Raw genomic sequence first — 15,103 nt, forward strand, 5'->3', positions numbered from 1 at the left:
CGCCCTTCGCTATAGCTCCACATCCGTCATCCCGCGCTTTATGCGCGGGACCCATGGTTTAGCTTCCACATGAGAGCTTTGGTCCGCACTTCACTTGCGGCGGACAAATGGGTCCCGCGCATAAAGCGCGGGATGACGGTATTGTAGGGGTTTGAGGAGCTACCTCACCCGCCGGTGCAGCTCCGCCTCGATGATCCCCAGGCGCCCGCCGGCCGCGACCTTCTCGGCTCCGGTGTCCAACCCCGCTCTCGCGCCGGTGATCTCGACGATCTTGCCGAACGCATCCCGGTCCACCGTCGGCTCGGTCAAGGCGATCCGCAGGCGCGAGCCCTTCACGGCCTTCAGCGGCAGCGCCACATAACCCAGGCTCTTGGCCGGCACGCCCTCATAGACCACCGCCCCGTCCATGGTGACGCGCAGCGGGTATGAGCGCAGCCGCCAGCCGATCAGTTTCAGCTCCAACTCATCGACCACCTGAGGCTTGTCCAGGCGGTACTCGATCCAGGCGTTGGCCAAGTGGCCGTCGCTGGCCCAATGGGTCATCTCGTCGTCGTCCTGGGTCAGGGCGACCGTGTCGGCGTTCGAGCCCGCGAGCGTCTCCGCCGGACGCACCGTGACGCGCCAGGGCTTGAAGGACGGCGTGGCGGGCGTCGGACCGCGCACCAAGCTGACCGGCGAGGCGTCGTCGCCCACGGGCCAGCGGCCGTCGGCCTTCACCGGCGGGGCGACGTCCAGGGTCAGAAAAGCGTCCGGCAACCCTTCGGCCTTGGCCGTGACGGTCACCTTCCCCGCCTCCAGGGTCGAGCGCAGAGAGACCCGATTGATCCCCGCTTCGACGGGCAAGGTCTTGGCGAGAATGAAGTTGTCGTCCGACCGCGCCGCGCCCGCGAACTTGGTCACCTGGTCCGCGCCCGCAGCCTTCTCGGGTTCCGTAGAGGCCGGCGGCGGCGGCTTGCGGCCAAGGCTATCGCCCTGGGCGATGCCGCCGCGCCATTCCACTGGACCCGTCGTCGAGAAGCTGATCGTGTTCAGCGCCGTCGGCACGCGGCGGCCCTGGCTGTCGACGACCTCGACATCGACCAGCGCCAAGTCCGCGCCGTCGGCCTTCCAGCCGCCCGGCCCCGTGCGCGGCGTCAGGCGCAGGGCGGCGGGCTCGCCGGTGGTCTCCAGCGCATGGCGCGAGACGACCTTGCCCTTGGCGTCGTAGCCGACCGCCTCCAGCTTGCCCGGCGCCCACGCCACCTGCGGGAAGGTGAACAGAAAACCGTCGCTCTTCTTGCCATAGCCCAGCGCCCGGCCGTTCAGCATCAGCGCCACCTTGTCGGCGCTGGACACGACCAGCACGTCCTTCACCGTGCCCGGCGCGTAGTTCCAATGGCCGATGATGTGGCTGCGCGGCCGTTCGACATCGACCCAGCCGTCCCACATCACCTGGTGGGCGTAGAAGCCCTCCTTCGGCAGCCGCATCCCGTCCACCTCGCCGCTGCGGCGATAGTTGTTGTCGCCGCGGAAGTGGGTGTTGCTGTCGGAGAAGATGATGTTGACGCCGCCCGAGCTGACCCGGTCGCCGCCACCCGGCCGCGCGCGCCAGTAGTCGTACCAGCGGCGGACGTTCTCGACCGCGTGGCTGTCCTGGTTGCGGTTGTAGTCGGGGCTGTCCTTGTGGAACGGCGGGGTGAAGTCGTCCTGGAACTTCCGCGCGCCCTCGTCGCGCGAGTACTCCATGGCCCAGACAGGCTTCCCGGCGCTCTTGTTGATGTAGAGCATCTCGCCGCCATACTCGGCGACCTCGCTGGACAGCATCTCGCGCGAGCCGATGGCGCGGCCGCCGTGCGGATCGAGCTTGTCGCGGATGGCCTTCAGCTCGGCCATGTGCTCGTCGCTGATGTTCTCGTTGCCGCCTTCGTAGAAGACGATCGAGGGGTTGTTGCGGAAACGGACGATGGCGTCGGCCATGACCTCCTTGCGCTGGTCCCAGCGGCGGCCGGTGACGTCGCTCTCGGCGTCGCCGGCGGGCATGGCCTGCATCAGCCCCACCCGGTCGGCCGAGGTCACGTCCTGGCGGGCCGGCGCGATGTGCATCCAGCGCACCAGATTGCCGCCGCTCTCGACCATCAGGGCGTTGGACAGGTCGCTGATCCACGGCGGGATGTCCGTCCCCAGGGCCGGCCACTCGTTGCTGGTGCGTTGGGCGTAGCCGTGGACCTGGATCACCCGGTCGTTCAGCCGGACCATGCCTTGGCCAAAGCCGGTCTTGCGGAAGCCGGTGCGGGTGACGACCTCGTCGACCGCCTTGCCGTCCTCCACCAGCGCCGTGCCGACCGCGTAGAGATAGCCGTAGCCCCAACTCCAGAAGTTCAGGCCGTTCAGCCGCTGCTTGGCCGAGACGACACGAGTCTCGCCCGGCGCCAAGGTGATCGTCGGGCCGGCGAACTCGGCGACCGTCTCGCCATCGACGTCCCGAACGGTGACACGATAGCTGAAGGCGCGCGGGCGATCCGTTTCGTTGCGCACCTCGGACTCGGCGTGGACGGTGGCCGCCCTCCCCTTGATGTCGAAGTCATCGGCCCAGATGTAGACGCCCATCGTGCCCAGGCTCGAATACAGCGGCAGGGTCTGGTGCAGGCCGCCGGTCAGGTGCAGCCGCACCGCGCGGTGGATGCCGCCGTAGTTCACATTGAAGTTGTTGTTGTTCCACTGGAAGCCGCTGCCGGTGGCCTTCTCCTTGTACTTCCAGTCGCTGTCGACGCGCACGGCGACCACGTTCTCGAACGGCGCGGGCTTGAGCAGCTTGGAGGCGTCGACGCCGAAGGCCGTGACACCGTTCTCGTGGCCGCCGGCCAGCACGCCGTTGACATAGACCTCGCCGGCCTGGCGAACGCCCTCGAACTCAAGGAACGCCTTGCCGCCCGTCTGGAAATCCGCCGGCAGGATGAAACGCTTGCGGTACCAGGTGATCCCGCCCTTCAGATCGTGGATGTCGACCTTGAAGGCCTCGTCCTCGTTGAAGGCGCGCGGCAGGGTGACGGGCTTCCAGGCGGTGTCGTCAAAGCCGGGCGTCTCGGCGCCGGCGATCTCGCCCGTAGCCATGCGCCAGCCGTCGTTGAAGGCGTACTCGGCCCGCTGGGCCAGGGCCTGGGCCGGCGCGATGGCGGCCAGTACGGCGAACGCGAGCGGAACCGGCCTGAACACGCGCGACATACGACACCTCCCGTTTGGTCAGGCCACTTTAGGCTCTCTCGCACCTTTGGCTTGACACCCGGCGAGCTGTCAAGCAATCTCATTATATTGGATGATATCTCATAATTTGGGATTTATCTGTCGGCGGGCGGTCGCCTCCTCGTGCCCCCGCCGCGCACTTTTCGCCCGCCATTCCCCCCGTGCGGGCATATGGAGCGCCTCCCCCGCGAGGCGCTCCATTTTTTCTTTCAGCCTATGGGCAGCTGGGTCCGCCAAGCCGGGTCTGATTGTCCAACGGCGCGGGATGCACCAAGCGCGAGACCTGTAGCTTCAACTTGGCGAGGCGGGTCGCCACCAGAGCCGCGCCCAGACGCGCGCCCTGTTCGTTGATGTGGGTGTCGTCCTTGATCCCCTCGGGGAAGCGGGCGACGCCGTCATAGGGCTGGTAGTGCATGTACAGCCCGCGCGAGGCCAGCTGCCCCCTCGCCTTCAGCGCCGCCATCATGTCGCCGTCCAGGTCGACCAGCGGAACCTTCAGGTCGGCCGCCACCCGGTGAATGGTCGCCGCATAGGCCGCGTGGGCGTCCTTGGGCTCACCGTTCTCCCACAGCCAGCGCGCGATCGGGGTGACCAGAACCGGCGCGCCCTGCCTGGCCCGCACGTCGGCCACGAAGCGGCGCAGATTGACCTCGTAGGCCCCGTTGGGGTCGGTGAAGCGGACGATCTTCTTGGTGTCGGCGTCGTTGTGGCCGAACTGGATCAGCACCGTGTCGCCGGGCTTCAGCTGGGCCAGCAGCTGGTCCCAGAGGCCTTCCTCGATAAAGGTCTTGGTCGAGCGGCCGCCGCGCGCCAGGTTCACGACCTCGACACGCGAATCCAGCGAGCACTTCAGCACCATGCCCCAGCCCATCTGCGGATACTGGGACGGGCCATAGTTGGCGGCGGTGGAGTCGCTGGCGATGACGATGCGGGGCGGCGTCCCCATCCCCTGGGCAGCCACCGCGGCCGCCAAGGCCAGCGCGGCAATCACCGTTCCAGCTCCGCCAGGATAGACCGGTCGATGCTGGCGACGTCGCGCACGCCCGTCAGGGCCATGGCCACGCGCATCTCCTTCTCGATCAGGTCCAGCAACTGGGTGACCCCCGCTTCACCACGCGACGCGAGCGCGTAGACGAAGGCCCGGCCCAGCAGCACGCCCTTGGCGCCCAAGGCCAGCATCCGCACCACATCCAGGCCCGAGCGCACGCCGCTGTCGGCCAGTACGGTCAGGCGGTCGCCAACCGCCTCGGCGATGGCCGGCAGGGCGCGGGCCGAAGATAACACCCCATCCAGCTGGCGACCGCCATGGTTGGAGACCACGACCCCGTCCGCGCCGATGTCGGCGGCGGCCTTGGCGTCTTCGGGGTCGAGCACGCCCTTGATGATCAACGGGCCCTTCCACAGGTCGCGGATCCACTCCAGGTCCTTCCACTGGATGGACGGGTCGAAGTTCGCCCCCAGCCAGCCCATGAAGTCTTCGAGACCCGAATTGGCGCCCAGCACCGGGGCGACATTGCCCAAGGTATGGGGACGGCCCATCAGCCCGACATCCCAGGCCCATTGCGGCTTGAACATCGCCTGCACCATTCGGCGCGCGGCGGCGTTGGGACCACTCATGCCCGAGTGCGCGTCGCGATAGCGGGCGCCGGGTACGGGCATGTCGACCGTGAACACCAGGGCGGTGGCCCCGGCCGCGCTGGCGCGGGCCAAGAGGTCACGCATGAAGGCGCGGTCGCGCAGCACGTAGAGTTGGAACCAGATCGGCGCGGACGAGGCCTTGCTGACCTCGTCGACATCGCAGACCGACACGGTCGACAGGCAGAACGGCACGCCCTTCTTGGCCGCCGCGCGGGCCGCCAGGACCTCGCCCCGGCGGGCATACATGCCCGTCAGCCCGACGGGAGCCAGGGCCACCGGCAGGGCCTGCTTGACGCCAAACAGCGTGGCCGAGGGATCGCCGGCCGAGACGTCCTTCAGCACCCGCTGGCGCAGGGCGATGTCGGCCAGGTCCGAGACGTTGCGACCAAGGGTCCGCTCGGCATAGGCGCCGCCGTCGATATAGTCGAACAGGAAGCGCGGCAGCTTGCGCCGCGCCGCCTCGCGGAAGTCCGTCGTGGACGAGACGATCACCGGACTACTGCAGGTTCACGAAGGCGCCGCCGTCGACCAACAGGGCCGCGCCGGTCACGTACTTGGCCAGGTCCGAGGCCAGGAACACGATCGGGCCGGCCAGGTCGTCGGGCTCGCCCAGGCGGCCCAGCGGGATGCGGCCGGCCATGTATTCGCGCTTGGCGACGTCGGCCAGGTCTTCCTTGTTGATCGCCGTCTCGATGGTGCCCGGCAGCACCGAGTTGCAGCGGATGCCGTACTTGCCCAGCGCGATGGCGGTCGACTGCATGAGGCTGTGCACGCCGGCCTTGGTCGGGGTGTAATGCGTCTGCATGCCGCCGCCGACCAGGGCGCTGATCGAGCTGACGGCTATGATCGCGCCGCCGTGGCCTTGCTTGACCATCTGATTGGCCGCCGCCTGCACCATGTAATAGGCGCCGAACAGGTTGACCTTCATCGTCCGCTCCATGACCTCGGGCGGCATGTCGAGGAAGGCGTGGAAGGGGCAGATGCCGGCGTTGTTGACGAACACGTCGACCTTGCCGAACGCGTCCACGGCGGCCTGCACGAAGGAATGGGCGGTCTCGACATTGGCGACGTCGCCCTTGACGGCGATGGCGCGACGGCCGAGGGCCTCGATCTGGGCGACGGCGTCGGCGGCGCCGGCCTCGTCGGAGTGGTAGTTGATCGCCACGTCCGCGCCGTGCTGGGCGCAACCGATCGCGGCGGCCTTGCCGATCCCCTGCGAGGCGCCGGTCACCAGCACCACCTTGTCCTTCAGCAGCATCACTACCTCTTTTTTATGCTCATCAGCGGGCCAGCCGCTTTCCGTTCCAGCCCAGGTCACGGCCGATGGCGTTGGCCGTGTCACGCACGTCGTCGACCAGCGTCTTCATGCGGTCGTCGTCCATGTATTGCGCCGCGCCCGAGACGCTGATCGCGCCGACGATCTGGCCCGAGGCCCCACGGATCGGCGCGGCGACGCAGCGGATGCGGTCCTCGTTCTCTTCCAGGTCGAAGGCGATGCCGCGCTTGGAGTAGTCGCGCATCCAGTCGATCCACTGCTTCTCGTCCGGCGCGCCCGGCAGCGCGGAACCTTCAGAGCGGTACAGCGCGCGCCAGCGGTCCTCGGTGTCGTCCAGCACCAGGGCCTTGCCCAGGCCGGTCGAGCGGATCGGCTGGCGATCGCCCACGCGCGAGCTGATGTTGATACGGCGACGGCCGGTCAGCTTGTCGAGATACAGGGCTCGCTCATCGTCGAGCACACCCAGGTGGACCGTGTCTTCGGTCTCTTCCCACAGCTTTTCCAGGTGCGGACGGGCGATGCGCGGCAGGTCCATCTGCTGGCTGGCCAGATAGCCCAGCTCCAGAAGCTTGGAGCCCAGGCTGTAGCCTTCGCGCGGCGCCTGCGAGAGCAGCCGGCGCTCGACCAGGGCCGTGGCCAGGCGGTGAGTCGTGCTGCGGGTCAGACCCAGCTGCTTGGCCAGAGCCGGCAGGGCGATGGTCCCGGACTCGGCGACCACGTCCAGCAGATCCAGGCCTCGGAACAGGGTTTGGCTGCCGCTGGGAGACTTGGTCGTCGCGTTTTCGTCCGCCGCCACCGGTTCCGCTCCCCTTGACGCTGGTTTCATTTTGTAGCACTACCTCTCATATTGTGGAACGCAAGGCAAGCGGAACGACGGCGACTCTGTATGAGCGCGCCCGCCTCGCGAACCGATAGCGTGTCATAGGTTATGTTGGGGAGGTAGGCGCGGCCTAAAGGCTTCGCCGCGGGCCTGCTGGAACGCTTCCAGCTGGCGCGCCCCCCTTGTCCCAAGGCGGCGTCGAGTACGGCCGCCGCAAGGTTGGAGCCTCGTCGTCCATGGCGTTTCCGGTCATCAAGCATGTTCGCGCTTTCGTGGTTCGAGGCGGCGGCGCCGACTATCACGACCAGGGTGACGGCCACTGGATCGACGACCACATCGCCACGCCGATGTCGCGCTACCCGGAATATCGCCAGAGCCGCCAGTCGTTCGGCATCAACGTGCTGGGCACGCTGGTCGTCGAGATCGAGGCCGCCGACGGCACGATCGGCTTCGCGGTGACCACCGGCGGCGAGCCCGCCGCCTACATCGTCGAAAAGCACCTGGCCCGCTTCCTGGAAGGCCGCGACCCGACCGAGGTCGAGAAGATCTGGGACCAGATGTACTTCTCCACCCAGTACTACGGCCGCAAGGGCCTGGTGGTGAACGCCATCTCGGGCGTCGACCTGGCGCTGTACGACCTGCTGGGCAAGCTGCGCCAGGAGCCGGTCTACGCCCTGCTGGGCGGCAAGGTCCGCGACGAGCTGACCTTCTACGCCACGGGCGCGCGTCCGGACCTGGCCAAGCAGATGGGCTTCATCGGCGGCAAGATGCCCCTGCACCACGGCCCGGCCGAGGGCGAGGAAGGCCTGCGCAAGAACATCGAGGAACTGGCCACCATGCGCGAGCGCTGTGGCGAGGACTTCTGGCTGATGTTCGACTGCTGGATGGCGCTGGACCTCAACTACGCCACCAAGCTGGCCCACAAGGCCCACGAGTATGGCCTGAAGTGGATCGAGGAAGCCCTCAGCCCCGACGACTACTGGGGCTATCGCGACCTGAAGAAGAACGCCCCGACCGGCATGCTGGTCACCACCGGCGAGCATGAGGCCACTCGCTGGGGCTTCCGCATGCTGCTGGAGATGGAGTGCTGCGACATCATCCAGCCGGACGTGGGCTGGTGCGGCGGCGTCACCGAACTGATCAAGATCGCCAACCTGGCCGACAGCAAGGGCGTGATGATGATCCCGCACGGCTCGTCCGTGTACAGCTACCACTTCGTCATCACGCGCCATAACAGCCCGTTCGCCGAGTTCCTGATGATGGCCCCGAAGGCCGACGAGGTGGTGCCGATGTTCCACCCGCAGCTGATCGGCGAGCCCGTCCCGGTGAACGGCAAGCTCAAGCTCTCCGACGCGCCGGGCTTCGGCGTCGAACTCAATCGCGAGGTCGGCTTGCACCGTCCTTACGCCCGCTGATTCATTTGAAAGCGTAGATCCATGAAACTGCTCCGCTATGGCCCGCGCGGCTCCGAGAAGCCCGGCCTGCTCGATTCCGAAGGCAAGATCCGCGACCTGTCGGGCCACGTGGCCGACATCACCGGCGCCCAGCTGTCGCCGGCCAGCCTGAAGGCCCTGGCCGCCATCGACCCGGCTACCCTGCCCGTCGTCGAGGGCTCGCCCCGCTACGGCGTGCCGGTCAACGGCGTTTCCAAGTTCATCGCCGTGGGCCTGAACTTCGCCGACCACGCCGCCGAGTCGAACCTGCCGATCCCGGCCGAACCGGTGCTGTTCACCAAGGCCGTCAGCTGCCTGACCGGCCCGAACGACGCGGTGATGATCCCGCGCGGTTCGGAAAAGACCGACTGGGAAGTCGAGCTGGGCGTCGTGATCGGTTCGCGCGCCAGCTACGTCACCGAGGACGAGGCCCTCGACCATGTCGCCGGCTACGTCCTGATCAACGACGTCTCCGAGCGCGCCTTCCAGATCGAGCGTGGCGGCACCTGGGACAAGGGCAAGGGTTGCGACACCTTTGGCCCCGTGGGCCCGTGGATGGTCACCTCGGACGAGGTCGGCGACCCGCAGAACCTGGGCATGTGGCTGGACGTCAACGGCCAGCGAAAGCAGGACGGCTCGTCCAAGACCATGATCTTCCCGATCAGCAAGCTGGTCTCGTACATCAGCGAGTTCATGACGCTGGAGCCGGGCGACCTGATCACCACCGGCACCCCGCCCGGCGTCGGGATGGGCCAGAAGCCCGAGCCCGTCTACCTGAAGGCCGGCGACGAAATCCGCCTGGGTATCGAGAAGCTGGGCGAGCAGCGCCAGATCGTCGTCGCTTGGTCGAAGGAAGGCGTTTCGTGAGCACCGCCTCCCCCAGAATCTATCCCAATCGTTTCGCTGGCCGCGTCGCGGTCATCACCGGCGGCGCCTCGGGCCTGGGCAAGGCCGTGGCCGCCCGCATCGTCGCCGAAGGCGGCCAGGTCTCGCTGTGGGACCTGGACGCCGATGGCCTGAAGGCCGCCGCGGCCGAAGTCGGCGCGACCCACACGGTCGCCCTCGACGTCTCCGACGAAACCGCCGTCATGGCCGCCGGCCAGGCCGCCAACGCGGCCCTGGGCCGCGTCGACATCCTGGTCGCCTCGGCCGGCATCACCGGCGCCACGGCCCCGGTGTACGAGTATCCGACCGACAGCTGGAAGCGTGTCTTCGACATCAACGTCAACGGCGTCTTCTACTGCGCCAAGTCGATCGCGCCGCTGATGATCGCCCAAGGCTACGGCCGGATCGTCAACGTCGCCTCGGTGGCCGGCAAGGAAGGCAACCCCAACGCCGGCGCCTATTCGGCGTCGAAGGCGGCGGTGATCGGCCTGACCAAGTCGCTGGGCAAGGAACTGGCCACCAAGGGCGTCATCGTCAACAGCCTGACCCCGGCCACCTTCGAGAGCCCAATCCTGGAGCAACTGCCCCAGAGCCAGGTCGACTACATGCGCGGCAAGATTCCGATGGGCCGCCTGGGCGAGATCCACGAGAGCGCCGCCATGGTCTGCTTCATGGCGTCGGAGGAGTGCAGCTTCACCACCGCGGCCACCTTCGACACCTCCGGCGGCCGGACCACGTTCTAGGAGTACTGGAGCCATGGCGTATACGGGCCCCATCGTCGATCCTCACATGCATCTGTGGGACCTCGATCGGCACTATTACGCCTGGCTCCAGGACACGCCGCTGCCGAACAACCCGGCCGGCGACATGTCGGGGATCGCCTACAAGTCCTATGGGCTGGACGACTATCTGGCCGATGCCAAGGGCTGGAACGTCGTCCAGGTCGTGCATGTCGAATGCGGCCTGCCGCCCAAGGACCAGCTGTCCGAGACCGACTGGCTCCAGAGCATCGCCGACCAGCGCGGCGTGATCGGCGGCATCGTCGCCGGGGCCAATCTGGACGATCCGGACGTCGAGGCGATGCTGGAGGCCCATGCCGCCCGCGAGGCCGTCCGGGGTGTCCGCCAGATCGTCAACTGGCACGAGGATCCGACCAAGACCTACGGCCCGACCGACAAGCTGCTGGACCCGCAATGGCGCAAGGGTTTCGCCCTGCTGGCCAAGTACGGCTTGTCTTTCGACCTACAGCTCTATGCCTCGCAGATGGCGACGGCCGCGCAGCTGGCCGACGCGCATCCTGACATCCCGCTGATCGTCAACCACGCTGGCATGCCGACAGACCGCGACGAGGCCGGGCTCGCCGCCTGGCGCGACGGCCTGGCCGAACTGGCCAAGCGCCCGAACGTCAGCTGCAAGATTTCGGGCCTGGCCATGGTCGACCGGTCGTGGACCACCGCCAGCCTCAAGCCCTTCGTCCTGCAGGTCATCGAGACCTTCGGCGTCGAACGCTGCATGTTCGCCAGCAACTTCCCGGTCGAGCGCGCGCACGGCAACTTCGGCGGTTTCTACGCCGCCTATGACGCGATCACGGCCGACTTCAGTGACGACGAGCGCGAGACGCTGTTCGCCGGGACCGCCAGGCGGGTCTACCGGCTGGCCAACTGACCAGAACCAAAAAGAACAAGAACGACACCAGGAGGAAGACGATGAGCACCCAGATGGGGAGCACGACGACGGAAAGCCGCCCCCTCGCCTTCCGCATGCAGCTGAAGCCAGGCGTCGCCGCCGAGTACGAGCGCCGCCACGACGAGCTTTGGCCCGACCTCGCCGAGGCCCTGCGCGACGCGGGTATCCACGACTATTCGATCTTCCTGGACGAGGAGACCATGAGCCTCTTCGCCGTGCTGCGCCTGCGTCCGGACAACAAGAAGGACGCGCTGCCGCTGCAGCCGGTGATGAAGCGCTGGTGGGACTTCATGGCGGACCTGATGGAGGTCCATCCCGACAACAAGCCCGTCGAGTGGCCGCTGAAGCCCGTCTTCTACTTCGAGGGCTGAGCATGCGCGCCCTCCCCGCTCTTGGCCTTGTGACGGCCCTGCTGGCGACCACCGCGCTGGCCGAACCCGTCCGCTACACGATGACGGCGTTCACCAACGCCAGCCAGTCGAACATGAGCGTGTACGACTCCGCCGACGGCACGCGCTTCACCCTGAAGAAGCCGCTGGCCTACACGCCGCCCAAGGGCCTCATCCGCGATCCCAGCGTGATGAAGCATACGGACGGCTGGTACTATGTCGCGTACACCACCGGCTGGACCGGCGACACCATCGGCCTGGCCCGCAGCCAGGACCTGGCCGACTGGACCTTCCTGCGCGACGTGAAAATCGACGTCGCCGGCGCCACCAACAGCTGGGCGCCAGAATGGTTCGTCGACCAGGACGGGTCGATCAGCCTGATCCTGTCGGTCTCGACCACGGGCATCGCCGGCCAGTTCCAGCCCTATCGCATCACCGCTTCCGATGCCTCGCTGGCGACCTGGAGCGCGCCCAAGGTCCTGTCGGGCCTAGGACCAAACTTCATCGACACGTTCGTGGTGCGCCAGGACGGGCTCTATCAAGCCTTCGCCAAGAACGAGACGACCAAGTTCATCGAGCTCTACACCGCCCCGTCGCTGGACGGGCCGTGGGCGCCCAAGGGTACGGGCGACTGGGCCGGCTGGGGTCGCTACCTGGAAGGCCCGGCCATGAGCCGCACGCCAGACGGCGCGTGGCGGATCTATTTCGACGAGTACATGGCCAAGCGCTACTGGCGTTCCGACAGCGAGGACGGCTTCAGGACCTGGAGCCAGAAGGCTGAACTGCCTGAGCTTTCCGGCACGGTCCGCCACTTCACGGTGCTGAAGGAAGGCGGCGATCAGGCGGTCGCGGCCAAGCCGCCGCAAGCTCACCAGATCACCTGGGACAAGTACTCCCTGAAGGTCGACGGCCAGCGGCTCTTCTCGTGGGGCGGTGAGTTCCACCCCTTCCGCGTGCCCAGCCCCGACCTGTGGCGTGACATCCTCCAGAAGATGAAGGCCAGCGGCTACAACACGGTCGCGATCTATTTCGACTGGGGCTACCACTCGCCCAAGCAGGGGGTCTACGACTTCAGCGGCGTGCGCGACATGGATCGCGTGCTGACCATGGCCAAGGAAGAAGGCCTGTACGTCATCACCCGCGCCGGGCCTTACGTGAACGCCGAGCTGACCCGCGGCGGCTTCCCCGGCTGGATGGTCAACCAGCAGGCCCGCGCCCGCACCGACGCGCCGGAATATATCCAGGCCTCGGACGAGTGGCTGACCCGGATCAACGCCGTCATCGCCCGCCACCAGCTGACCACCGGCCAGGGCACGGTGATCGCTCACCAGATCGAGAACGAGCTGGATGTCGTCGGCGCCCCGCAGCAGCGCTACATGCAGTGGCTGTACGACAAGGCGAAAGCCGACGGGATCACCGTCCCGATCTTCCACAACGACAAGGGCCGCAACGGCTACTGGGTGCCCAAGGGCTCCAACGTCCCAGGCACGGTGGAAGGCCCCAATGACCTCTACGCCTTCGACGGCTATCCCGGCGGCAACTGCCGCGTCGACAGTAGGCCGGCCAGTCCCGGCGTCGCGCCCGACTGGGGGATCTATGGCGCGAACGGCGCCAAAGGCGGCGCCTTGGCCAGCCCGAACACCCCCGGCTTCCTGGCCGAGTTCGGCGGCGGCTGGTTCGACTACTGGGGCAGCAACGGCGACTACGACTGCACGGCCATCCATCGCGGCGTCGGCTATCAGCGGGTGTTCTACGGGACCAACATCGCCAACGGCCTGACGCTGCAGAGCTTCTACATGACCTATGGCGGGACCAGCTGGGGCTGGCTGCCGGCCCCGGTGGTGTTCACCTCGTACGACTACGGCTCGGCCATCGACGAGACCCGGGGCCTGCGCGACAAGATCCGCGTGATGAAGCAGATGGGCGAGTTCATCGCCGCCGTCCCAGACCTGACCCGCATGGACAAGGGCGAGGCCGTCGTTCCGTCGAACGACAAGGTCCGCGTCTATCACAACGTCAACACCGAGACCGGAAGCCACCTCTATGTGGTGGTCCACAACCCCAGCAGCGCCACCGGCGACGAGGCCTTCACCTTCAAGCTGAAGACCCGCGACGGCGAGTATGTGGTCCCCTCGCGGATCAAGGGCCAGGACAGCAAGATGCTGATGGCCAGCTATGACCTGGGCGGCCAGCGGCTGGTCTATTCGACGTCCGAAATCCAGACGCACCTGAAGCAGGACGGCGGCGACCTGGCTCTGCTCTATGGCCGCGTCGGCGAGGCGGGCGAGACCGTGCTGCGTTACGCTAGCGCGCCGAAGGTGGAGGCGATCGAGGGCGAGGTCGCCTCGGCCTTCGACGCCGCCAAGGGCGACTTGAAACTGACCTATACGCACAAGGGCCTCGCCCGCGTGCGGATCACCGGCGGCGGTCGGCCGCCCCTGACCCTGCTGCTGGCCGACGCCGAGACGGGCCAGACCTTCTGGCGCCGCGACGACGTGCTGGTGCGCGGTCCGGGTCTCGTTCGCGGCGCCCCGATCAAGGGCGGCGTGCTGTCCCTGACCGGCGACACCGAGACCGACAGCCCGTTGGAAGTCTTCGCGCCCAAGGCCGTGACCGCGATCCGCTGGAACGGCGCCAAGGTCGCGGCCAAGACCACCGCCTCGGGCAGCCTGCTGGCCGACAAGGCCCTGGCCGGCCCCGGCGTGATCGCCCTGCCCGACCTCGCCACTCTAACCTGGAAGACCGCCCCCGGCTCGCCCGAGGCCGATCCCAAGTTCGACGATGCCGCCTGGATGAAGGCCGAGGGCCGCCGCAGCGCCTCGACCGTGCGCGGCCCCACCGGCCAGCCGGCCCTGGACATGAGCACCTACGGCTTCCACCAGGGCGATGTCTGGTATCGCGGCCGCTACCAGGGCCAGGCCGCCACCGACACCCTCACCCTGCACTACGGGGCCGGCGGCGCGGGCCTGCTGCAAGTCTGGCTGGACGGTCGTTTCCTGGGCGAGCATGAGCTGGATGGCGGTCTGCCACGCCCGATCACCACCGGCGTGGCGACCTTCAAGCTGCCGGAAGACCTGCGCGGGACCGGCGAACACGTGCTGTCGGTCATGGTCCGCAACAACGGCCACAACTGGGACCTCGACGCCGACGACTTCCACAAGGAAGCCCGCGGCCTGGTCTCGGCCTCGCTGTCGGGTCCGGGGACCTACAGCTTCGCGGTCCCGATCGCCTGGAAGATCCAGGGCAATAGGGGCGGCGAGGACATCCAGGACCCCGTGCGCGGCAACGCCAACAATGGCGGCCAGTACGGCGAGCGCGAGGGCTGGCACCTGCCGGGCTTCCCGGACGCCACCTGGGCCAAGGCCGACATGGCCGCGACCAAGCCCGCCGCCGGCACGACCTGGTACCGGACCAGCTTCGATCTGGCCCTGCCCAAGGACCACGACGTGACCCTGGGCCTATCGATCGGCGATCCGGACAAGCCGCGCTCGCCGCACAAGCGCTACCGCGTGCTGATCTTCGTCAACGGCTGGAACATGGGCCAGTTCATCGCCCATGTCGGCCCGCAGCGAACCTTCGTCCTGCCCAATGGCATCGTCGATCCGCGTGGCAAGAACACCCTCGCCCTGGCGGTGACCAGCGACGGCGCCCCCGACGACGCGCTGGAGGCCGTCAAGCTCGTGAACCTGCGGACCGTGCGCGGCGGCGTCCCCGTCGCCCGCGTGCCCGCTCCCGACTTCAAACCCTGATACCGAAC

At 67.6% G+C, this 15,103-nt stretch carries 11 protein-coding genes; 6 read left to right on the forward strand and 5 right to left on the reverse strand.

Annotation, left to right across the window (positions count from 1 at the left end; all coding sequences use genetic code 11):
* Positions 1-159 precede the first annotated feature (159 nt).
* The 5 genes from ACW173_RS22400 to ACW173_RS22420 form a co-directional block, all read right to left on the reverse strand.
* Entirely contained in the window at positions 160-3,201 is a 3,042-nt protein-coding gene (locus tag ACW173_RS22400) for a glycoside hydrolase family 2 protein (protein WP_492082244.1), read from the reverse strand.
* A 232-nt stretch (positions 3,202-3,433) separates the two neighbouring features.
* Positions 3,434-4,210, reverse strand: a complete 777-nt coding sequence (locus tag ACW173_RS22405; RefSeq protein ID WP_492082245.1) for a rhamnogalacturonan acetylesterase — start codon at positions 4,208-4,210, stop codon at positions 3,434-3,436.
* Entirely contained in the window at positions 4,207-5,349 is a 1,143-nt protein-coding gene (gene lldD / locus ACW173_RS22410; RefSeq protein WP_492082247.1) for an FMN-dependent L-lactate dehydrogenase LldD, read from the reverse strand. The genes ACW173_RS22405 and lldD overlap by 4 nt, the downstream gene beginning before the upstream one ends.
* A 4-nt stretch (positions 5,350-5,353) precedes the next feature.
* Entirely contained in the window at positions 5,354-6,115 is a 762-nt protein-coding gene (gene lra1, locus ACW173_RS22415) for an L-rhamnose 1-dehydrogenase Lra1 (protein ID WP_492082248.1), read from the reverse strand.
* A 22-nt stretch (positions 6,116-6,137) separates the two neighbouring features.
* Entirely contained in the window at positions 6,138-6,959 is an 822-nt protein-coding gene (locus ACW173_RS22420; RefSeq protein ID WP_492082249.1) for an IclR family transcriptional regulator, read from the reverse strand.
* A gap of 230 nt (positions 6,960-7,189) precedes the next feature.
* On the opposite strand from ACW173_RS22420, the gene rhmD reads away from it, so the two are divergent.
* Genes rhmD through ACW173_RS22450 form a run of 6 tightly spaced genes read left to right on the forward strand, consistent with a single transcriptional unit; the run spans position 7,190 to position 15,095 of the window.
* Entirely contained in the window at positions 7,190-8,368 is a 1,179-nt protein-coding gene (gene rhmD, locus ACW173_RS22425; RefSeq protein ID WP_492082251.1) for an L-rhamnonate dehydratase, read from the forward strand.
* A 21-nt stretch (positions 8,369-8,389) separates the two neighbouring features.
* Positions 8,390-9,253, forward strand: coding sequence for a 2,4-didehydro-3-deoxy-L-rhamnonate hydrolase (locus ACW173_RS22430; protein ID WP_492082252.1), 864 nt, complete (start codon positions 8,390-8,392; stop codon positions 9,251-9,253).
* Positions 9,250-10,014: an SDR family NAD(P)-dependent oxidoreductase gene (locus ACW173_RS22435; RefSeq protein ID WP_492082253.1), complete on the forward strand. Its 765-nt coding sequence runs from the start codon at positions 9,250-9,252 to the stop codon at positions 10,012-10,014. Before ACW173_RS22430 ends, ACW173_RS22435 begins: the two co-directional genes overlap by 4 nt.
* Positions 10,015-10,027: 13 nt before the next feature.
* On the forward strand, positions 10,028-10,936 hold the full coding sequence (locus tag ACW173_RS22440; protein WP_492082254.1) for an amidohydrolase family protein: 909 nt from the start codon (positions 10,028-10,030) through the stop codon (positions 10,934-10,936).
* A 41-nt stretch (positions 10,937-10,977) separates the two neighbouring features.
* Complete coding sequence (rhaM, locus tag ACW173_RS22445) at positions 10,978-11,328, forward strand: L-rhamnose mutarotase (protein ID WP_492082255.1); 351 nt, start codon at positions 10,978-10,980, stop codon at positions 11,326-11,328.
* A gap of 2 nt (positions 11,329-11,330) precedes the next feature.
* Positions 11,331-15,095: a beta-galactosidase gene (locus ACW173_RS22450; RefSeq protein ID WP_492082257.1), complete on the forward strand. Its 3,765-nt coding sequence runs from the start codon at positions 11,331-11,333 to the stop codon at positions 15,093-15,095.
* The last annotated feature ends 8 nt before the right edge of the window (positions 15,096-15,103 follow it).

Source organism: Caulobacter sp. ALps2, from assembly GCF_058681635.1.

Excerpts from the sequence above, each read along its gene's own strand:
- ACW173_RS22430 (WP_492082252.1), top strand. The coding sequence starts at position 8,390 with ATGAAACTGCTCCGCTATGGCCCGCGCGGCTCCGAGAAGCCCGGCCTG.
- rhaM (WP_492082255.1), top strand. The coding sequence starts at position 10,978 with ATGAGCACCCAGATGGGGAGCACGACGACGGAAAGCCGCCCCCTCGCC.
- rhmD (WP_492082251.1), top strand. The coding sequence starts at position 7,190 with ATGGCGTTTCCGGTCATCAAGCATGTTCGCGCTTTCGTGGTTCGAGGC.
- ACW173_RS22450 (WP_492082257.1), top strand. The coding sequence starts at position 11,331 with ATGCGCGCCCTCCCCGCTCTTGGCCTTGTGACGGCCCTGCTGGCGACC.
- lra1 (WP_492082248.1), bottom strand. The coding sequence starts at position 6,115 with ATGCTGCTGAAGGACAAGGTGGTGCTGGTGACCGGCGCCTCGCAGGGG.
- ACW173_RS22420 (WP_492082249.1), bottom strand. The coding sequence starts at position 6,959 with ATGAAACCAGCGTCAAGGGGAGCGGAACCGGTGGCGGCGGACGAAAAC.
- ACW173_RS22440 (WP_492082254.1), top strand. The coding sequence starts at position 10,028 with ATGGCGTATACGGGCCCCATCGTCGATCCTCACATGCATCTGTGGGAC.
- ACW173_RS22400 (WP_492082244.1), bottom strand. The coding sequence starts at position 3,201 with ATGTCGCGCGTGTTCAGGCCGGTTCCGCTCGCGTTCGCCGTACTGGCC.